Annotated in this window: 21 protein-coding genes; 7 read left to right on the forward strand and 14 right to left on the reverse strand. The window is 72.4% G+C overall.

Annotated elements, in window-relative coordinates; all coding sequences use genetic code 11:
* Window position 1 precedes the first annotated feature (1 nt).
* The 6 genes from FKN01_RS16415 to FKN01_RS16445 all read right to left on the reverse strand — a co-directional run bounded on the left by FKN01_RS16415 (window position 2) and on the right by FKN01_RS16445 (window position 4,955).
* On the reverse strand, window positions 2-967 hold the full coding sequence (locus tag FKN01_RS16415; protein ID WP_143621043.1) for a folate-binding protein YgfZ: 966 nt from the start codon (window positions 965-967) through the stop codon (window positions 2-4).
* Between the two features lie 65 nt (window positions 968-1,032).
* Window positions 1,033-1,503: a Fur family transcriptional regulator gene (locus FKN01_RS16420; protein WP_143621045.1), complete on the reverse strand. Its 471-nt coding sequence runs from the start codon at window positions 1,501-1,503 to the stop codon at window positions 1,033-1,035.
* Between the two features lie 48 nt (window positions 1,504-1,551).
* On the reverse strand, window positions 1,552-2,124 hold the full coding sequence (locus FKN01_RS16425; RefSeq protein WP_143621047.1) for an FABP family protein: 573 nt from the start codon (window positions 2,122-2,124) through the stop codon (window positions 1,552-1,554).
* A gap of 268 nt (window positions 2,125-2,392) precedes the next feature.
* Window positions 2,393-3,262, reverse strand: a complete 870-nt coding sequence (locus FKN01_RS16435) for a hypothetical protein (RefSeq protein ID WP_143621048.1) — start codon at window positions 3,260-3,262, stop codon at window positions 2,393-2,395.
* A complete protein-coding gene (locus tag FKN01_RS16440) occupies window positions 3,259-4,080 on the reverse strand; it encodes a hypothetical protein (RefSeq protein WP_143621103.1) in 822 nt (273 codons plus the stop codon). The genes FKN01_RS16435 and FKN01_RS16440 overlap by 4 nt, the downstream gene beginning before the upstream one ends.
* Window positions 4,081-4,112: 32 nt before the next feature.
* A complete protein-coding gene (locus FKN01_RS16445; protein ID WP_143621049.1) occupies window positions 4,113-4,955 on the reverse strand; it encodes a hypothetical protein in 843 nt (280 codons plus the stop codon).
* Between the two features lie 107 nt (window positions 4,956-5,062).
* Between FKN01_RS16445 and FKN01_RS16450 the strand changes: the two genes are divergently transcribed.
* Window positions 5,063-5,425, forward strand: a complete 363-nt coding sequence (locus FKN01_RS16450) for a DsrE family protein (RefSeq protein ID WP_143621050.1) — start codon at window positions 5,063-5,065, stop codon at window positions 5,423-5,425.
* A gap of 27 nt (window positions 5,426-5,452) precedes the next feature.
* On the opposite strand, the gene FKN01_RS16455 is transcribed toward FKN01_RS16450, so the two are convergent.
* From FKN01_RS16455 to FKN01_RS16490, 8 genes are all read right to left on the reverse strand, one after another.
* Window positions 5,453-5,770: a DUF3099 domain-containing protein gene (locus FKN01_RS16455; protein WP_143621052.1), complete on the reverse strand. Its 318-nt coding sequence runs from the start codon at window positions 5,768-5,770 to the stop codon at window positions 5,453-5,455.
* A gap of 158 nt (window positions 5,771-5,928) precedes the next feature.
* On the reverse strand, window positions 5,929-6,216 hold the full coding sequence (locus tag FKN01_RS16460; protein WP_143621054.1) for a DUF1416 domain-containing protein: 288 nt from the start codon (window positions 6,214-6,216) through the stop codon (window positions 5,929-5,931).
* A 48-nt stretch (window positions 6,217-6,264) separates the two neighbouring features.
* On the reverse strand, window positions 6,265-7,110 hold the full coding sequence (locus tag FKN01_RS16465; protein ID WP_143621056.1) for a sulfurtransferase: 846 nt from the start codon (window positions 7,108-7,110) through the stop codon (window positions 6,265-6,267).
* A 160-nt stretch (window positions 7,111-7,270) separates the two neighbouring features.
* Window positions 7,271-7,378, reverse strand: coding sequence for a putative leader peptide (locus FKN01_RS33725; RefSeq protein ID WP_365679305.1), 108 nt, complete (start codon window positions 7,376-7,378; stop codon window positions 7,271-7,273).
* A 210-nt stretch (window positions 7,379-7,588) separates the two neighbouring features.
* Window positions 7,589-8,284, reverse strand: coding sequence for a DUF2993 domain-containing protein (locus FKN01_RS16475; RefSeq protein ID WP_143621058.1), 696 nt, complete (start codon window positions 8,282-8,284; stop codon window positions 7,589-7,591).
* A gap of 121 nt (window positions 8,285-8,405) precedes the next feature.
* A complete protein-coding gene (locus FKN01_RS16480; RefSeq protein ID WP_143621060.1) occupies window positions 8,406-9,647 on the reverse strand; it encodes a hypothetical protein in 1,242 nt (413 codons plus the stop codon).
* Between the two features lie 10 nt (window positions 9,648-9,657).
* Window positions 9,658-9,912 carry a MoaD/ThiS family protein gene (locus FKN01_RS16485; protein ID WP_143621062.1) on the reverse strand — a complete coding sequence of 85 codons (255 nt, stop codon included), beginning with the start codon at window positions 9,910-9,912 and terminating at the stop codon, window positions 9,658-9,660.
* A gap of 65 nt (window positions 9,913-9,977) precedes the next feature.
* Complete coding sequence (locus FKN01_RS16490; RefSeq protein WP_260696913.1) at window positions 9,978-10,871, reverse strand: alpha/beta hydrolase; 894 nt, start codon at window positions 10,869-10,871, stop codon at window positions 9,978-9,980.
* 240 nt (window positions 10,872-11,111) lie between these two features.
* Here FKN01_RS16490 and FKN01_RS16495 point away from each other — a divergent pair, with 240 nt between their 5' ends.
* The 6 genes from FKN01_RS16495 to FKN01_RS16520 all read left to right on the forward strand — a co-directional run bounded on the left by FKN01_RS16495 (window position 11,112) and on the right by FKN01_RS16520 (window position 17,790).
* Complete coding sequence (locus FKN01_RS16495) at window positions 11,112-11,897, forward strand: response regulator transcription factor (RefSeq protein WP_143621064.1); 786 nt, start codon at window positions 11,112-11,114, stop codon at window positions 11,895-11,897.
* Window positions 11,898-11,921: 24 nt separating this feature from the next.
* The gene (locus tag FKN01_RS16500; protein ID WP_143621066.1) at window positions 11,922-12,962 is read left to right on the forward strand and encodes a LacI family DNA-binding transcriptional regulator; all 1,041 of its coding nucleotides are present in this window, start codon (window positions 11,922-11,924) and stop codon (window positions 12,960-12,962) included.
* A 92-nt stretch (window positions 12,963-13,054) separates the two neighbouring features.
* On the forward strand, window positions 13,055-14,122 hold the full coding sequence (locus tag FKN01_RS16505) for a S1C family serine protease (RefSeq protein WP_143621068.1): 1,068 nt from the start codon (window positions 13,055-13,057) through the stop codon (window positions 14,120-14,122).
* Between the two features lie 69 nt (window positions 14,123-14,191).
* Window positions 14,192-14,923, forward strand: coding sequence for a response regulator transcription factor (locus FKN01_RS16510; protein WP_143621070.1), 732 nt, complete (start codon window positions 14,192-14,194; stop codon window positions 14,921-14,923).
* Window positions 14,920-16,347, forward strand: a complete 1,428-nt coding sequence (locus tag FKN01_RS16515; RefSeq protein WP_143621072.1) for a cell wall metabolism sensor histidine kinase WalK — start codon at window positions 14,920-14,922, stop codon at window positions 16,345-16,347. The genes FKN01_RS16510 and FKN01_RS16515 overlap by 4 nt, the downstream gene beginning before the upstream one ends.
* A gap of 126 nt (window positions 16,348-16,473) precedes the next feature.
* Entirely contained in the window at window positions 16,474-17,790 is a 1,317-nt protein-coding gene (locus tag FKN01_RS16520) for an LPXTG cell wall anchor domain-containing protein (RefSeq protein WP_143621074.1), read from the forward strand.
* Window positions 17,791-17,844: the final 54 nt, after the last annotated feature.

Raw genomic sequence — 17,844 nt, forward strand, 5'->3', positions numbered from 1 at the left:
CTCACGGCTCGACGACCGTCTCCTGCGCCGCCGCCGTGTCCCCGGCCAGCAGCGGCGCGTCGACCGCCACGTTCCGCTTCACCAGGGCCAGGGCGATCGGGCCCAGCTCGTGGTGGCGGGCGGACGTGGTGACGAAGCCCAGCTGGCGGCCCTCCGGCCCGTCCGACGCGAGCCGGACCGGGGTGCCGGGGCCCGGCAGGTGGACCTCGCTGCCGTCCAGGTGCAGGAAGACCAGGCGACGCGGCGGCTTGCCCAGGTTGTGCACCCGGGCCACGGTCTCCTGTCCCCGGTAGCAGCCCTTCTGGAGGTGCACGGCGACGCCGATCAGGCCCAGCTCGTGCGGGATGGTGCGGTGGTCGGTCTCGAAGCCGAGCCTCGGCCGGTGCGCCTCCACGCGCAGCGCCTCGTACGCGAGCACCCCGGCGAGCGGGCCGTGCACCGCCGCGTACGTCTCCAGCCCGGCGCGCGGCAGGAAGAGGTCGCGGCCGTGCGGCGTCTCGCGTACGACGGCCCCGTCCGGGACCTCGGCGATCGAGCCGGCCGGGAGGTACACCACCGCGAAGTCCTCGGTGCGGTCGGCGACCTCCACCCGGTAGAAGAACTTCATCGACTCCAGGTAGGCGATGAGGTCGCCCCGCGTACCCGGTTCGACGTGCATCCACACCGTCTCGCCGTCGTCCACGAGGTAGAGGGCGTGCTCGATGTGGCCGTTCGCGCTGAGGATGAGCGCTTCGGTGGCCCGGCCCGGGGCGAGCTCGGTGACGTGCTGTGTGATCAGGAGGTGCAGCCAGGCCAGCCGGTCGGCGCCGCTGACGGTGACGACGCCGCGGTGCGAGAGGTCGACCAGGCCCGAACCGTCGGCGAGGGCGCGCTGCTCGCGGAACAGGTCGCCGTAGTGCGCGGCGACGCCTTCGTCGCGGCCCTCGGCGGGGACGGCGCCGGGCAGGGACAGCAGGGGGCTCTTCATGCGACCAGCGTACGACTGGTCCGGCCTCGACGGCCCGGCGCTCAGGGCCCAGGCCGCCCGGTGCCTCAGGCCCCGGCCGCCGCTGCCGGACCCTGGGCGTCCGGTCCCTCGTGTGCCGCCTTCGCCGTGCAGTCCGCGCAGCGGCCGAAGATCGCGAAGTGCTTCATGTCCGTCTCGAACCCGAAGTCGCCGCGCAGCTTCTCGGTGAACTCCGCGACGACGCTCACATCGGCCTCGATCACGTCCGCGCAGTCCCGGCACACCAGGTGGATGTGGTGGTGGCGGTCGGCCAGGTGGTACGTCGGAGCGCCGTGCCCCAGGTGGGCGTGGCTGACCAGCTCCAGCTCCTCCAGGAGCTCCAGCGTCCGGTAGACCGTCGAGATGTTCACGCCGGAGGCGGTCCGGCGCACCTCGACGAGGATGTCGTCGGGCGTCGCGTGTTCGAGCGTGTCGACGGCCTCCAGGACCAGCTGGCGCTGCGGGGTCAGCCGGTAACCGCGCTTGCGGAGATCGGTCTTCCAGTCGGTGCTCACCACAGCCCCCAGTGTAGGTCCGGGCGGACGGCTACCCGGCGCGAACGGAGGCTACTTGAAGAAGGCGATCCCGTCGTCCGGCAGGTCACCGAGGCTCTTGGCCATCGCCTCGACCTCCTCGGGCGTGACGGTCTTCTTCAGGTGCGCCGACATGTAGGGCCGCAGCTCGACCTCGGGCGTCGCCTTCTCGCCGACCCACATCAGATCGCTGTTCACATAGCCGTAGAGCCGCTTGCCGCCGCTGTACGGGCCGGAGGCCGCGGTGCGGGCCACCGCGTCGGTGACCAGGTCGATCTGCGGCTTCTTGTCGGCCAGCTCGCCGTACCAGATCTCGATGACGCCCTGGTCGCGGGCCATGACGACCTCGACCTTGCGGTCCTTGTCGATGCGCCAGTAGCCGGTCTCGGTCTCCAGCGGGCGGACCTTGTTGCCGTCGCCGTCGAGGACCCAGGAGCGCGAGGTGTACTCCAGGAAGTCACGGCCGTCGTGGCTGAAGGTGACCTCCTGCCCGAAGTTGCACTTCTCGGCGCCCGGGAAGTCGGAGACGCCCGCGCCCACCCAGTTGCCCAGGAGGAAGGCCAGCGGGACGAGGTCCGGGTGGAGGTCTGACGGGATCTCGATCATGAGCGGCTCAGTCGATCTGTGAGGCGGGAGGCGGGGAGGCAGAGAACGGGGAGGTGGTCAGCGCTGACCCTGGTAGAGCTTCTTCACGGTCACGGCGGCGAAGGCGAGGACGCCGACGCAGACCAGGACCAGCAGGGCGGAGAAGAATGCCTCAAGCACGGGGGGCTCCTCGGACGAGCGGTGTGACGGCCGTACAGGGCAGTACAGGGCCGGGCCCCAGCCTAATGGGTGGGGCCCGGCCCTGCCGTTCCGGGGCGTCCGGGGCGGGTCAGCCCAGGAGCTGGTTCTGCAGGATGACCGTCTGGTGGAACGGGACCCGGGGCGTGCCGCCGCCCTCGCGGGACTGGACGACCAGCGCGACCGTGTCCCCCGCGACCACATAGCCCGCCCGCACTTGGGCGGAACCGTACGGCTTCGGCTCGCTGAAGACGTACGAGACGGTGGACTCGACCCTTCCTCCGCCCTTCCAGCTCTCGTCCAGCTTCTGGTCCCCGTGTGTGCCAAGCAGCGGGTCACCGGCCGACGACGCCCCGATGTACCGCTCGTCGCGGAAGGCATCGGCGTCGTCCGCCGAGCTGAACTGGAGCAGGTAGATCCGGTTGGACGTGCCGTCGGGCATGGTCCAGCCGCGTGCCGCGATGTGCCGCAGGGTCCCTTCGCGCAGGGTGTCGCCGAGGCTGGGGCGCGCGCTCTTGAGGAACTCGGACGCGAACTGCTCCGTGCTGACCCAGCCGCCCTTGAGCTTCTTGTCCACCGTGGCCCCGGCCGGCGCGGGCAGCAGCAGCTCGCGCAGGTCGGCGTGGTGGATCTCGGACGGGTTGCCGTCGCTGTAGGGGCGCGGTTTGTCCGCCGGGAGCGCGGGAAGGGCGAGTGCCGGGTAGTCCCAGCGCCCGTCGTCCTCGGTGGCGAGACCGGGCACGTCGGTGCGCTCCATCGAGGTGATGCCGTACGCCGTACCCGCCCCGGCCGCGCCGAACACCAGCACGGCGGCGGTCCACCGCGCCACGGCCCGCAGCACCCGGCGCGGAGGGCGGGGCCCCTGCACCACGGGGGCCGGCGGCATGGGCGGGAGGTCGGGGGCCGGGGGCGCCGACACGGGCTCCGGCCCGGCCGCGGGCGCGGCCGTCTGCTCGGTCATACGTACTCCCCCGGGGACTTGATGTGGTTCAGCTGGTCCTTCACCAGTTCGGCGACGGCCGACTTGCGGAACGGCTCGATGCCCGACGCCGAGAAGGTGACCATCACCTCGCCCTCGTACGCCATGCAGAACATGCCCTCGATCCGCCGTTCGTCGTCCTTGGGGTCGAGGAAGCAGGAGGCGTTCCGCTTGTGGCCGGCGATCTTCGGGCCGTCGCGCAGGACACCGACGCTGTCGAAGAGTTCGTGCCGGAAGTTGTAGAGGTCCCGGATGGCCTTCTTGTCCTTCATCCGCACCAACTGGGTGTCGATGACCAGGTCGTTGTCGTGCGAGGCGTACGTACGCACGGCCAGGCCCTGGATGCGGAGCTTGTCGATCCGCTTCTCGAACTCCCGCCGCTGCCGGCCCGACAGGCCGCGCCCGCCGTCCTTCATCTCGGCGGTGGCCGCGGCGCCGCTGAGCTCGGCGTCGTTGCCGTACGTACCGGAGTCCGGGCCGAGCCGGTAGCCGGCCGGGACGGGCAGCAGCAGCTTGCTCAGCTCGGTGGTGGCCCTGCCCCGCGCCAGGTCCCCGGCGGGGTCCTTGGCGGGTGCGTGGCCGGGCTTCCGCCACAGCTGCGTCGGAACGGTGCGGTCCGCGCCGTCGACGGTGACCTTCGTGTACGCGGCGGCGCCGCCGACCGCGGCGAGTACCAGCACGACGGGAAGGACCGCCAGGACCACCCGGCGCGCCCTGCCCTTGCTCACGGGGGCCTGCGCCGCGAAGGGGTTGCCGTCGTCCACCGGCGGGACGGACTCGGGGGTACGGTCGTCGGCCACCGGCGGGACGGGCTCCGGGGTGCGGTCGTCGTTCACAGGCGCTCCAGCTGTCGCTCGGCCAGCGTCCGGATGTCCTTCTCGCTGATGGGTGCGCTGTCGAAGATGTGGATGTCGACCATCACGTCGCCCCGGCTGAAGATCGCCCTGGCCTGGTAGAAGGGCAGGTAACCGGCCTCGCGCTCGGCCGGGAAGACGTAATAGCGGCCCTCGGCGCTGCCCTTGATCGGGGTGCCCCCATTGCCGGCGGCCCGCTTCTGGGGCATGTACGAACGCTGGTCCTCGGCGAGGGCCGCGGCGGCGGCGCCCGAGTTGAACTGCACCAGGTACACGTCGGCCGCCCGGTACTCGCCCTTCTTCCAGCTCGCGCCCGCGACCCGGCGGAGGCCCTGGTCGAGGAGGTCGCCGTACATGTACTCCTCGTTCTCGAAGTTCATGGCGTAGTTCTCGACCCCCATCCAGCCGTCCTGGGTGAGGGCGGTCAGGCCCTTGTCCTCCTGCCAGCCCTTCGGCCGGGGCATGATCAGCTTGCGCAGGTCCCCCTCCGTGCGGACCTGGCGGTCCTGCGAGGCCGGCAGCGGGTCGGGCTCCTGGCCGGCGGGCAGGGCCTTCGCCGGGTACGCCAGGTCCGGCTGCGAGAGCGCGGCCAGGGGCGTCGGGGCGCGGTCGGCCTGAATGCCGTAACCCGTCGCGATGCCGCCGGCCACGCCGAGCACGGCCGCGGCGGCGATGATCAGGGCCGTACGCCCGCGGGGGCGCCGCTTCACGGAGGCGGCGGGCTCCGCCTCGGCCTCCGGCCGCTCCCCCGCCCCGGCCGCCTCGGCCGCATCGACGGGCGGCTCGGGCTGCCCGTCGGAAATACTGTCATTCGGATGCAAGTTGGGTCCCCCCACGAGCCCTTGAAGCGCGAATTCCGTTATCCGCGCACACAACTGACCCACAGGTCCGGGGCGGGGTTGTGCGGCCGAGGATTACAGTTCCGTATATGTCGAAGAAGCTCGTGATCAAGGTGACCGCAGGTGCCGACTCCGCCGAGCGCTGCTCGCAGGCGTTCACCGTGGCGGCGGTGGCCGTCGCCAGCGGGGTGGAGGTTTCGCTCTGGCTGACCGGGGAATCGGCGTGGTTCGCGCTGCCGGGCCGCGCCGCCGAGTTCGAACTGCCGCACGCCGCGCCCCTGCCGGATCTGATCGAGTCCATCCAGGCGGGCGGCCGGATCACGCTGTGCACGCAGTGCGCGGCCCGGCGCGACATCACCGAGGAGGACGTCCTGGAGGGCGTGCGGATCGCCGGGGCGCAGGTCTTCGTCAGCGAGATCATGGCCGACGGGGTGCAGGCGCTCGTCTACTGAACGGCTTCCCGGTCACCGGGAGCCCTCTCAGCCGCGCCGCTTCCTGCCGTCCAGCTCGTCCCACCACGCGTCCGACTCCGGATCGCCGGTGTCACCCCCGCCCTTGTCCGGCCGGGCGTCGCGGGGCGGCGGCTGCTGCCGCCCGCCGGGCTCGTCCCACCAGCGGTCCTCCGGCCCCTTGCGGTTGCCGACCATCGCCGCGACGGGCGGGATCACCATCGCGACCACACACATCGCGATGGCGGCGGGCATCGACCAGAGCCTCACGAAGGCCCAGGCCGAGACGAAGAGGACGAGGCATACGCCCATCAGCACGAAGTAGGCGCGCCGGCGTCGGCGGTACATGAGTCCAGCGTAGGCCCGATCGGCCCACTCGGCCGGTCCGGAGCGAACCCGCACGTGGGGCGGGCAGCACGAAGGGCCGTACCCGCGCCAGGCAAGCGTCCAAACCCCCTGGGGTACGGCCCTCCGGCCGGTCATCGGCTGCGCCGACGGTCGTCGTCCTAGACGGCGATGGCCACCTCGGCCAGGCCACCGGTCTGCGCGACGACCGTGCGGTCGGCGGTGCCGCCGGGCACGAGCGCGCGGACGGTCCAGGTGCCCTCGGCCGCGTAGAAGCGGAACTGGCCGGTCGCCGAGGTCGGGACCTCGGCGGTGAACTCGCCGGTCGAGTCCAGCAGGCGGACGTAGCCGGTGACGGGCTCGCCGTCGCGGGTCACGCTGCCCTGGATGGTGGTCTCACCGGGCTTGATGCTCGAAGCGTCGGGGCCGCCGGCCTTTGCTCCACACATGGTTCAGTCCTTCTGGTCGGGGGAACGTGCTGGTCCGGGTCGTACGGGTTACTTGTTGGCGCCGAGCTCGATCGGCACACCGACGAGGGAGCCGTACTCGGTCCACGAACCGTCGTAGTTCTTGACGTTCTCCTGGCCGAGCAGCTCGTGCAGCACGAACCAGGTGAGCGCGGAGCGCTCGCCGATGCGGCAGTACGCGATGGTGTCCTTCGACAGGTCGACCTGCTCCGTCTCGTAGAGGGCGCGCAGCTCGTCGTCCGACTTGAAGGTGCCGTCGTCGTTGGCGTTCTTCGACCACGGGATGTTGCGGGCGCTCGGCACGTGGCCGGGGCGCTGCGACTGCTCCTGCGGGAGGTGGGCCGGGGCGAGCAGCTTGCCGCTGAACTCGTCGGGGGACCGCACGTCGACCAGGTTCTGGGTGCCGATGGCCTTCACGACGTCGTCGCGGTAGGCGCGGATCGACTCGTCCTGCGGCTGGGCCTTGTACTGCGTGGCCGGGCGGGACGGGACCTCGTCGCCGTCCACGAGGTCGCGGGAGTCGAGCTCCCACTTCTTGCGGCCACCGTCGAGCAGGCGGACGTCCTGGTGGCCGTAGAGCTTGAAGTACCAGAACGCGTAGGACGCGAACCAGTTGTTGTTGCCGCCGTAGAGGACGACCGTGGTGTCGTTGGCGATGCCCTTCGCGGACAGCAGCGCCTCAAAACCCGCCTGGTCGATGAAGTCGCGGCGGACCGGGTCCTGCAGGTCCTTGGTCCAGTCGATCCGGATCGCGTTCTTGATGTGGTTCTTCTCGTACGCGGAGGTGTCCTCGTCGACCTCGACGATGGCGACCTGCGGGTCGTCGATGTGGGCCTCGACCCAGTCGGCGTCTACGAGGACGTCACTGCGGCTCATTGTGTTTCTCCTCCGGGGCAGTCTGCGGCGAGATGGTGCACGGGTCGTGCGTGATGCGGATGTGCGGGGCGCGGGCCGGGCCCGTGTCCGCGGGCGGCATGCGGGACGGCCCCGACGTGCGGTCGAAGGGCCTGGGAACGCGGGAGACCGGGCGTCCCGCTCAGACAGTGCGACAGAGCATGGCGGCGACGCGGCACAGGTCCACTGCCCGCCGCTTCGTGAGATCCGCCTGACCACCTTGAGGGAGGCCGCCAATAGAGCACTGCATGGGACCGATCGTAGGGACGTACGGGCGGACATGTCACCGCTGTGTCGCATAATGAGACAGGATCATCCGTAATACGGAACGAGTTCCGCTACGGCACGAGCGCGGCACGGTCGCGCGCGACCTCGGGGCGGTCGGCCATCTGCGGACCGGACCGGTCCGTCTCACTATGTGACCGGGCGTCCCGTCGCCCCTGTCCGCTCGCCCACCCGGTCATCCCGCCAGACGCACGTCGGTCCCCGTCACCGATATCTCCAGACCGTCCTCGGTCGGCTGGATGCCCTCCAGCTTCAGGCCGTTCGGCAGCCCGCCGACCTCGCGCTCGAAGTCGGTCTTCCCGCGGATCAGCTTCTCCAGGCCGGGAATGCCCTCACCCGGCACCTTGTCGGCGTGGACGCGGACGGTGTGGCCGTCGACCAGGGTGACGGTGGACAGCACGCTGCGCGAGATCGGGCGCCCCAGGAGGGGGACGGTGACCGTCCCGGTCACCTTCACCTTGCCCTTGCCGCCGTACGCGACCTCGACGCCGTCGCTGGCGGCCTCGGTCAGGTCCTCGTACGAGATGACGGCCGTCCCGGTGGCGCGGGCGGCGGTGGCGCCGGAGAAGCCGTCGGTCAGCCGGACGTCGCGCAGTTCGGCGTTCATGGTGGAGATCCGGAGCGTCCGTCCCGCGGCACGCGTCTCGATGCCGGTGATCGTCACGTCGACCTCGTCCAGCTCGGAGCCGGCGACCTGGGTGAGGAACGGGAAGCCCTTGATGGAGACCTCGGTGGAGCCGATCCGCGCGCCCGGAACCTGCACCCGGTCCTCGGCCTGCGACTCGGCGATGTTCACCGCCACCCGGTCCACGGCCACGAGCAGCGCCGCCAGGATCACCAGGGCGATGGCCCATATTCGCAGTGCACGCATGCCTGTCCTTCCCCCGCCCTGCCGTCCGTACGGCGTGATCGACGTGCGAAAGCCCCCCAACGGTTCCCCGTGGAGGGCTTCGCCATGCGGATGGAGCGGTACGGATTCGAGCGCTACGGGACTACGTCAGGAGGCGTCCCAGCACATAGACGGCCGGCGCCGCCGCGGTCAGCGGCAGGGCCACACCCGCCGTCATGTGCACGAAGCGTGACGGGTAGTCATAGCTCGCGACCCGCAGCCCGACCAGCGCGCAGACCCCGGCGGCGAGGCCGAGCAGCGCACCCTTCGCGCCCAGGTCCGTGGCCGCCCCCGCCACCGCTCCCGCCCCGGCCGCGACGGCCAGCGCGGCCACCACGGACACCGGCGCGGGCAGCGGCAGCGCCCGTACGATCACGGCGGCGGCGACCGCGACCGCGCCCACCGTCACGGCGTCCGGGACGGCCGCGAGGTGGCCGGCCGCCAGCACCGCGAGCGCGGCCGACGCGACGGTGGCCATGAGCCCCTGCATGCGCTCGTCCGCACCGGCCCGGCTGCGCAGCTGGAGGACCACGGTGAGCAGGACCCAGACGCCCAGCGTGCCGATGGTCGCGGCCGGACCGTGCTCCCGGCCCGCCGCGAGGAGCGCCACATCGGCGACCAGGCCGCCGGCGAACGCCAGCGCGATGCCCTGCCGGGCCGGCCACATGCCGTTGAGCCGGAACCAGCCCGCCGCCGTCACCGCCTGGAGCAGCACCAGCGGGACGGCCAGGGCGTACGACCCGAGGGCCGCGCCGAGCGCCAGCAGCAGCCCGAGCACCGCGGTGATCGCGGCCGGCTGGATTCCCGGCGCGATGATCGGGGAACGCCCCTCGGCCCGGGCGCGCTGCGCGTCGGTGATCCGGGCGTTGCCCAGGGTGGTGGGCGCGCCGTACCCGTCGGTGCCGGAGGCGACGGGGGCCGGGGCGGGGGCGGGGGCGGGCGGCGCGGGTTCGGCGTGGACCTCGGGCGGCAGCGGGTAGGAGCCGGTGCCGGCCGGGGCGGCGTGCTGCCCCTGCGGAGCGGGGTCCACGGGGTCCGCCGGGCGCACGGCCGGCTGGTACTGGGTGTCCCAGGTCTGCCCCTGCCAGGTCTGGGCGCCCTGGTCCGGCTGCCCGGCCGAGGCGTCCGGGTAGTACCCCTGCTGCGGGTACGCCTGCTGCGGGTACGCCTGCTGCTGCGGGTAGCCGTAGTGCTGCTGGTCCTGCCCGTACGCGTACTGCTGGTCCTGCCCGTACCCGTACTGCTGCTGCGGGTGGCCGTGCTGCTGGTCCTGCCCGTACCCGTACGGCGGCTGCTGCTCCGGGCCCTGGCCCGGGTGGTACGGATGCTGCTGATCGTTGCTCATGTGCTGGCGTTCACCCTCCTGCGAACGGCGGGAGCACCTCGACCGTGCCGCCCTCGGCAAGGCGTACGGTCTCATGGCTCCGGGTCCCGACGGGGTCGCCGTCGATGAGGAACGAGCACCTGCGCAGTACGCGGCTCAGCTCGCCGGGGTGCCGCTCGCGCACCGCGTCGAGCGCCTCCTTGAGGGTCGCGGCGGCGTACGGCTCCTCCGCGGTCCCGGCCGCGGCCTTGGCGGCTGCCCAGTAGCGGATCGTTCCCGCGGGCATGGCGGCGCTCCTTCCGTTGCGTTCCTCCGGTGCCGGTTCGGGGGACACCGGCTCCCCATCATGGTTCACCGTCGCACCACCCAGTCCGCGATGCGGGTGAGCAAGGTCTCGTCGGCCGCGTTCTCCGCGTGCCCCATCCCGCGCTCCAGCCACAGCTCCGCCCCGTCGCCCGCGGCGGCGGCGAGCATGCGGGGGTGGTCGACCGGGAAGTACGGGTCCCGGTCGCCGTGCACGATCAGCAGGGGCGCCGGTGCGATCAGAGCGGCGGCCGCGACCGGCGAGAGCGGGACCGGGTCCCACGCCTCCCGGTGGATGCGCGTGCGGAAGCCGTAGCGCCCGACGAGCCGTCCGGCGGGCCGGGTCACCAGCCAGTGCAGGCGGCGCATCGGGGCCGTCCCCCGGTAGTACCAGCGCGCCGGGGCGCTCACGGACACCACCGCGTCCGCGTGCGCCCCCATAAGCGCCCCTACGCGCCCACCGCGCTCCGCAACGCCCCGGTCCCCGCCGCTGCCCCCGCCCTCCCCGTCCTCCGCCGCCGGGGAGGCGTACAGCGCCCCGTGCCGCAGCACCACCGAGCCGCCCATCGAGAAGCCGACGGTCACCACCCGCCGGTGTCCGAGCGAACGCGCCCAGGCGACCGCCGCCGCCAGGTCCAGCACCTCCCGGTCGCCGACCGTGGAGTAGCCGCCGGACCTGCCGTGACCCCGGAAGGAGAAGGTCACCACCGCCGCGTACCGGGAGAACGTACGCACCGCCCGCCGCACCGCCGGACGGTCCACCGAACCGGTGAAACCGTGCGCGACGACGATCGCCGTTTCCCCGTCGTCATCCCCCGTACACGGGTCGTACACCGCCTCGATCCAGGTCCCGTCATCCGCCCGCAACGCGGCCCGCAGCGGGACGCGCGTGACGGGTCGAACAGCGGAATCCGGAATTCTCCCCTCGGACACAGAACTCATGTGGGTTATTCTCCTGTGAAGAGGATCCGGGCAGAGCAGCCCCCGGGTCCTTTTGTGCTTTCCGGATGTTGTTACGGCAACGTTTCGGCAAGCTCAGCGGAACCGTACGAAGCAGAGCCGCATACTCCCCCGGGCCCCCGCCCGGGAGTGCCCCTCTCGCAGGGAACGAGGAGGACCGAACCTCATGGGCGAGCCGACCGAGCACCATCAACGACCGATGAACCGGGCAGGTGGGCCGCGATGAGCTCCCTGCTGCTCCTGACGAATGCCCTCCAGCCGTCGACCGAGGTGCTGCCCGCCCTCGGCCTCCTGCTGCACAGCGTGCGCGTCGCACCCGCCGAGGGCCCGGCGCTCGTGGACACCCCGGGTGCCGACGTCATCCTCGTGGACGGGCGCCGCGACCTGCCCCAGGTCCGCTCGCTCTGCCAGCTGCTGCGGTCCACCGGGCCCGGCTGCCCGCTGATCCTCGTGGTCACCGAGGGCGGCCTCGCGGCCGTCACCGCCGACTGGGGCATCGACGACGTGCTGCTCGACACCGCGGGCCCCGCCGAGGTCGAGGCCCGGCTGCGGCTGGCGACCGGCCGGCAGCAGATCACCGCCGACGACTCCCCGATGGAGATCCGCAACGGTGATCTCTCCGTGGACGAGGCGACCTACAGCGCGAAACTCAAGGGCCGCGTCCTCGACCTCACGTTCAAGGAATTCGAACTGCTCAAATACCTGGCCCAGCACCCGGGCCGGGTCTTCACCCGCGCCCAGCTGCTCCAGGAGGTCTGGGGCTACGACTACTTCGGCGGTACGCGCACGGTGGACGTGCACGTACGGCGGCTGCGCGCCAAGCTCGGCCCCGAGCACGAGTCGCTGATCGGAACCGTCCGGAACGTGGGCTACCGATTCGTCGCTCCCGAGAAGGTCGAGCGGGCGGCCGAGGAGGCCAAGGCGGCCAAGCGGGGTGTCACCCGTCCGGAGCAGTCAGGCGTTGCCGAGGTCACGGAAGAAGCCCCGGTCCGGCCTGCCAAGAGGTAGTTCCATCCGCGTAGACTGCCGCGCGTGGCCAAGGTGACGCGGGACGATGTGGCGAGACTGGCGGGGACGTCGACCGCAGTGGTCAGTTACGTCATCAACAACGGACCCAGGCCGGTCGCCCCGGCCACGCGCGAGCGGGTGCTCGCCGCGATCAAGGAGCTGGGCTACCGGCCCGACCGGGTCGCCCAGGCCATGGCCTCGCGGCGGACCGATCTCATAGGGATGATCGTGCCGGACGCCCGGCAGCCGTTCTTCGCGGAGATGGCGCACGCGGTCGAACAGGCCGCCGCCGAGCGCGGGAAAATGGTCCTCGTCGGCAACTCCGACTACCGCGACGAGCGCGAGGTCCACTATCTGCGGGCCTTCCTCGGCATGCGGGTCTCCGGACTCATCCTGGTCAGCCAGGGCCCCAGCGAGCGCGCCGCGGCGGAGATAGAGGCGTGGGACGCCCGGGTCGTGCTGCTGCACGAGCGGCCCGAGGCCATCGACGACGTGGCGGTCGTCACGGACGACATCGGCGGCGCCCAGCTCGCCACCCGCCACCTCCTGGAGCACGGCAACGCCTACGTGGCCTGCCTCGGCGGCACGGAGGAGACCCCGTCCGTCGGCGACCCGGTCGCGGACCACGTCGAGGGGTGGCGGCGCGCGATGCACGAGTCCGGCCGCTCGACCGAGGGCCGCCTCTTCCAGGCCCCGTACAACCGCTACGACGCCTATCAGGTGGCCCTGAAACTCCTCTCGGGGCCGGAGAGGCCGCCGGCCATCTTCTGCGCCACCGACGACCAGGCGATCGGCGTGCTGCGGGCCGCGCGCGAACTGCGCATCGACGTGCCGGGCGAGCTGGCCGTCGCCGGATTCGACGACGTCAAGGAGGCCGGGCTGACCGATCCGCCGCTCACCACGGTCTCCTCGGACCGCCCGGCGATGGCCCGGGCGGCGGTGGACCTGGTCCTCGACGACTCGCTGCGGGTGTCCGGATCGCGGCGGGAGAGGCTGAAACAGTTCCCCTCGGCGCTGGTGATCCGCCGCTCCTGCGGCTGCGGAGAGCCGCCGGCGTCCGCCTGAACCCCGGCCTTCATATCGGGCATACGCGGTTCTGCCGGGCTTCTCAGGGCGCCCTCACGCTCCTCTCATCTTCGCCGGACAGGCTCATAGACATGACAGAGAGCCAGCGCCCGAGCGGCGAGTACCCGATGTACCCCTCGTACGGCAACGGCGAAGCGGCCTACCCGCCGCCGCCGTCATACCAGCCCGCCCAGCCGGTCCACCCCGACCCGATGGGCCCGGCCGGCCCCGGCCCCGCGCCCGAGCCGCCCGCCGCCCGGCGCCGGGTCCGCAAGCCGGTCGCGCTCGTCGCCGCGGTGGCCCTCGCGGCGGCGATCGTCGGCGGCGGCACGGCCACGGTGATCGGCAGGCTCGCCGACGACCCCGCCACCACGGCCGCCGGGAGCGGTGTCGTGCCGGGCACCACCGTCTCGCAGAGCGACAAGGGCACGGTGGCCGGTGTGGCCAAGGCGCTCTCGCCCACCATCGTGGAGATCGGCGCGACCTCGACCGCCGGCCAGTCCACCGGGTCGGGCGTGGTCATCACCTCGGACGGCGAGATCGTCACCAACAACCACGTCATCGCGGACGCCTCCCAGATCAAGGTCACCCTCAGCACCGGCAAGACGTACACCGCCGACGTCGTCGGCACCGACCCCGACAAGGACCTCGCGCTGATCAAGCTGCAGGGCGCGAGCGGCCTGAAGACGGCCACGCTCGGCGACTCCTCCCAGGTCGCCGTCGGCGACGAGGTCGTCGCGATCGGCTCGCCCGAGGGCCTGACCGGCACCGTCACCAGCGGCATCGTCTCCGCCCTCGACCGGGACGTCACGGTCGCCAAGGAGGGCGACACCGGGCAGAGCCAGGGCCAGGAGCAGCAGGGCGGCGGGCGCCAGTGGCCCTTCGAGTTCGGCGGACGGCAGTTCAACGGCGACACCGGCGAGTCCACCACCACGTACAAGGCCATCCAGACCGACGCCTCGCTCAACCCCGGCAACTCCGGCGGTGCGCTGATCAACATGAACGGCGAGATCATCGGCATCAACTCCGCGATGTACTCGGCGAGCTCGGCGAGCGGCCAGAGCGGTTCGAGCGCGGGCAGCGTGGGGCTCGGCTTCGCCATCCCGGTGAACACCCTGAAGGCCGACCTCGACACCCTGCGGGCCGGGAACGGCTCCTGACCGTACGGGGCTGAGAAACTGGGGCTCCCGCGCTCCGGCCCATACGACCGAGAAGAGGACGAGACAGCGATGAGCCCCGCCGAAGACGATCCGCAGCGCATCCTGATCGTCGACGACGAGCCCGCCGTGCGCGAGGCCCTGCAGCGCAGCCTCGCCTTCGAGGGATACGGCACCGAGGTCGCCGTCGACGGCCTCGACGCCCTCGCCAGGGCGGAGTCGTACGCCCCCGACCTCATCGTCCTGGACATCCAGATGCCCCGCATGGACGGCCTGACCGCCGCGCGCCGCATCCGCTCCACGGGCGCCACCACGCCCATCCTGATGCTCACGGCCCGGGACACCGTCGGCGACCGCGTCACCGGACTCGACGCGGGCGCCGACGACTACCTGGTCAAGCCGTTCGAGCTCGACGAGCTGTTCGCCCGCATCCGCGCGCTGCTGCGCCGCAGCTCGTACGCGGCGGCCTCGGGCGGCCCCGTGCCCGACGACGACGTGCTGTCCTTCGCCGACCTGCGCATGGACCTCTCGACGCGCGAGGTCACGCGCGGCGACCGGCGCGTGGAGCTGACCCGCACCGAATTCACGCTCCTGGAGATGTTCCTCGCGCACCCGCGCCAGGTGCTGACCCGCGAACAGATCCTCAAGGCGGTCTGGGGCTTCGACTTCGAGCCGAGCTCCAACTCCCTGGACGTGTACGTGATGTACCTCCGCCGCAAGACCGAGGCCGGCGGCGAACCGCGCCTCGTCCACACCGTGCGCGGTGTGGGATACGCGCTCCGCTCGGGCGGGGGCGACGGATGACGGGCCCGCTGCGACGGGTCCGCGCGCTGCCGCTGCGCTCCCGGCTGGCGCTGCTGGTCGCGACGGCCGTCGCGGCGGCGGTGGCGGCGGTCGCGGTGGCCTGCTGGTTCGTGACGCGGGAGCAGTTGGAGGACCGGCAGGACGAGGCGTTGCGGGGGACGCAGGTCGACCAGACGTACCTGGTCAACCTGTACCGGTACTGCAAGGGGACCACCAAGCTGCCGCCCACGGCGTACAGCGGCTTCACCGTGCAGCTCATCGACGCCCAGGGGAACGCCTGCGTGGCTCCCGGCTCGCCCGAACTCCCGGTGTCCGAGGACGACCTCGACGTGGTCGGCAGCGACCGCCCCGGCCCGCTGCACACGGAGACCGCCTCCGACGGGGCGAGGATGCGCGTGTTCACCTACCCGGTGACCGCGACGGGCGGACCGGCCGAACCGCACACCGAGCTCGGGGTCTCCATCGCCCGCCCCCTCAGCGAGGTCGGCGACCCCCTCTCCACCCTCGCCTGGGTCCTGCTCCTCGTCAGCGGCATCGGGGTCGTGGGCGCCGGCGCCGCCGGCCTCTGGATCGCCCGTTCCGGGCTGCGCCCCGTGGACGAGCTCACCGAGGCCGTCGAGCACGTGGCCAGGACCGAGGACCTGACCGTCCGCATCCCCGTCGAGGGGGAGGACGAGATCGCGCGGCTCTCCCACTCGTTCAACTCGATGACCGCCTCGCTGGCGACCTCCCGCGACCGGCAGGCGCAGCTCATCGCGGACGCGGGCCACGAGCTGCGCACCCCGCTCACCTCGCTGCGCACCAACGTGGAGCTGCTGGCCCGCAGCGAGGAGACCGGCCGGGCGATCCCGCCGGACGACCGCAGGGCCCTGATGGCGTCGGTGAAGGCGCAGATGACGGAGCTGGCCGCGCTCATCGGCGACCTCCAGGAGCTGGCCCGCCCGGACGCCGCCCAGCCGGGCCCGCTCCAGGTGGTGGCCCTGCACGACATCACCCGGGCCGCCCTGCGCCGCGCCCGGCTGCGCGGTCCGGAGCTGACGATCACGGAGGACCTGGCCCCCTGGTACGTACGCGCCGAACCGGCGGCCCTGGAACGGGCGATCGTCAACGTCCTGGACAACGCGGTGAAGTTCAGCCCGTCGCGCGGCACCATCGACGTGGTGCTGCACCGGGGCCGGCTCACGGTCCGGGACCACGGGCCCGGCATCCCCGCCGACGAACTCCCGCACGTCTTCGAACGCTTCTGGCGCTCCCCGTCCGCCCGCCAGCTCCCGGGCTCGGGCCTGGGCCTGTCGATCGTGGCCCGTACGGTGCGGCAGTCGGGCGGCGACATCGCCCTGACCCCGGCCGAGGGCGGCGGCACCGAAGCCGTGATCAACCTCCCGGGAGCACCGCAGCCGCCGCCGGACGCCGTCACCGCGTAACGCCCCCTCGCGTGCAGAGGCCACGCACATACCTCATAGGATCTGCACAGCCGCCCGCGTGTTCACTCCGCTGTGGCCGGCACCGCCTGAACCGACCGCTTGTCCGGATCGACCCCAAGGGCTCATGTGAAGATTCGCCGCATACTCGCCACGGCCGTGGCCGTCGCCGTCACCACTCCCGCCGCGCTCCTCTCCGTCACCCCGGCCTTCGCCGACTCCAAGCCGGCGGCCGAGGCCCCGGCCAAGCCGACGATCGAGGAACTCGAGAAGGCCGCCGCCGAGGCGCAGAAGGCCTACGACGACGCTCTCGCCGCGCAGAAGGCCGGTTACGGGGTCCTGAAGACGGCCCTCTCCGACGAGGCGCCGCTCGCCGTGGCGGCCAAGGCCGCCCGTAAGAAGGCGGACGACGCCGCTGCCGCCAAGGCCGCCGCGGACAAGGCCGTCACCGACGCCAAGGCCGCACTCGCCGCACTGCCCGGCACCGCGACCGACGCCGAGCGCACCGAGGCCGAGAAGGCCGTCACCGACGCCGAGGCCAAGGCCACGAAGGCGGCCACCGCGAAGACCGACGCCGAGGCCGAGGCCACCAAGGCCGAGACCGCCAGCGACGACGCCCGCGTCGCCGCAGCCCGTGCCTACAGCGTGCTGCAGAAGGCCGTGGCCGACGCGCTCGCCGCCAAGACCGCCGCCGACGAGGCGCTGGCCAAGGCCCGCGAGGAGGAGGGCGGTCCCGACTGCGTGCCCGCCGACCTCCGCGCCACCGTGACCGGCCTGCCCTCCTCGGTCGTCGCCGGCACCAGCACCACCTTCTCGCTGCGCGTGAAGAACGGCACCGAGCAGGCCCTCGACGCGGTCACCGCGTACGCGTACGTCCACACCACCGACGCGTCCGGCCTCAAGACCACCGACGGCTACATGCACCTCCAGTGGTCCACCGCCGCGTCGCCGAAGTGGCACGCCGTCGCCAAGGACCACCGCGTCGGCCTCGGCGCGCTGAAGGCGGGCGCGCAGACCGAACTCAAGCTCCGGCTCACCGCCGACGCCAAGGCTCCGGCCGGCAACGGCGTCGTGCTCACCTCGGCCGAGTACGTCAACAAGGACGGCTCCTGCGGCGGCGCCCCCGGCGGGGAGACGACCGCCTTCACGGTCAAGGCCGCGGGCTCGGGGACCGGCACGACCGGCGGCACCGGCACCGGAGGCAGCACCGGGTCCACCGGCGACACGGGCACCACCGGTTCCGCGGGCACCACCGGCTCGACCGGCACCTCCGGGCAGCAGGGCCAGGGCTCGACGTCCGACGGGACGTCCACCGGCGGCGACCTCGCCTCCACGGGCTCGTCCGACGCCACCGTCCCGCTCGGCATCGCCGGAGCCGCCGCCGTGGCGCTCGGCGGGGCGGCCGTGGTCGTCGTCCGCCGCCGCAAGGCCGGCGCGGCGGCCTGAGCGCACGCGTAGAAAAAAAAGGGGGGGAGGGGCTGCGGGCCGGTCGAACCGGTC

The organism is Streptomyces sp. 130 (genome assembly GCF_007096885.1).
Lineage (GTDB): Bacteria > Actinomycetota > Actinomycetes > Streptomycetales > Streptomycetaceae > Streptomyces.

Coding starts and splice junctions, on each gene's coding strand:
- FKN01_RS16415 (WP_143621043.1), bottom strand. CDS start 967: ATGAAGAGCCCCCTGCTGTCCCTGCCCGGCGCCGTCCCCGCCGAGGGC.
- FKN01_RS16425 (WP_143621047.1), bottom strand. CDS start 2,124: ATGATCGAGATCCCGTCAGACCTCCACCCGGACCTCGTCCCGCTGGCC.
- FKN01_RS16435 (WP_143621048.1), bottom strand. CDS start 3,262: ATGACCGAGCAGACGGCCGCGCCCGCGGCCGGGCCGGAGCCCGTGTCG.
- FKN01_RS16450 (WP_143621050.1), top strand. CDS start 5,063: ATGTCGAAGAAGCTCGTGATCAAGGTGACCGCAGGTGCCGACTCCGCC.
- FKN01_RS16455 (WP_143621052.1), bottom strand. CDS start 5,770: ATGTACCGCCGACGCCGGCGCGCCTACTTCGTGCTGATGGGCGTATGC.
- FKN01_RS16460 (WP_143621054.1), bottom strand. CDS start 6,216: ATGTGTGGAGCAAAGGCCGGCGGCCCCGACGCTTCGAGCATCAAGCCC.
- FKN01_RS16465 (WP_143621056.1), bottom strand. CDS start 7,110: ATGAGCCGCAGTGACGTCCTCGTAGACGCCGACTGGGTCGAGGCCCAC.
- FKN01_RS33725 (WP_365679305.1), bottom strand. CDS start 7,378: ATGCAGTGCTCTATTGGCGGCCTCCCTCAAGGTGGTCAGGCGGATCTC.
- FKN01_RS16475 (WP_143621058.1), bottom strand. CDS start 8,284: ATGCGTGCACTGCGAATATGGGCCATCGCCCTGGTGATCCTGGCGGCG.
- FKN01_RS16480 (WP_143621060.1), bottom strand. CDS start 9,647: ATGAGCAACGATCAGCAGCATCCGTACCACCCGGGCCAGGGCCCGGAG.
- FKN01_RS16485 (WP_143621062.1), bottom strand. CDS start 9,912: ATGCCCGCGGGAACGATCCGCTACTGGGCAGCCGCCAAGGCCGCGGCC.
- FKN01_RS16490 (WP_260696913.1), bottom strand. CDS start 10,871: ATGAGTTCTGTGTCCGAGGGGAGAATTCCGGATTCCGCTGTTCGACCC.
- FKN01_RS16495 (WP_143621064.1), top strand. CDS start 11,112: ATGAGCTCCCTGCTGCTCCTGACGAATGCCCTCCAGCCGTCGACCGAG.
- FKN01_RS16505 (WP_143621068.1), top strand. CDS start 13,055: ATGACAGAGAGCCAGCGCCCGAGCGGCGAGTACCCGATGTACCCCTCG.
- FKN01_RS16510 (WP_143621070.1), top strand. CDS start 14,192: ATGAGCCCCGCCGAAGACGATCCGCAGCGCATCCTGATCGTCGACGAC.
- FKN01_RS16515 (WP_143621072.1), top strand. CDS start 14,920: ATGACGGGCCCGCTGCGACGGGTCCGCGCGCTGCCGCTGCGCTCCCGG.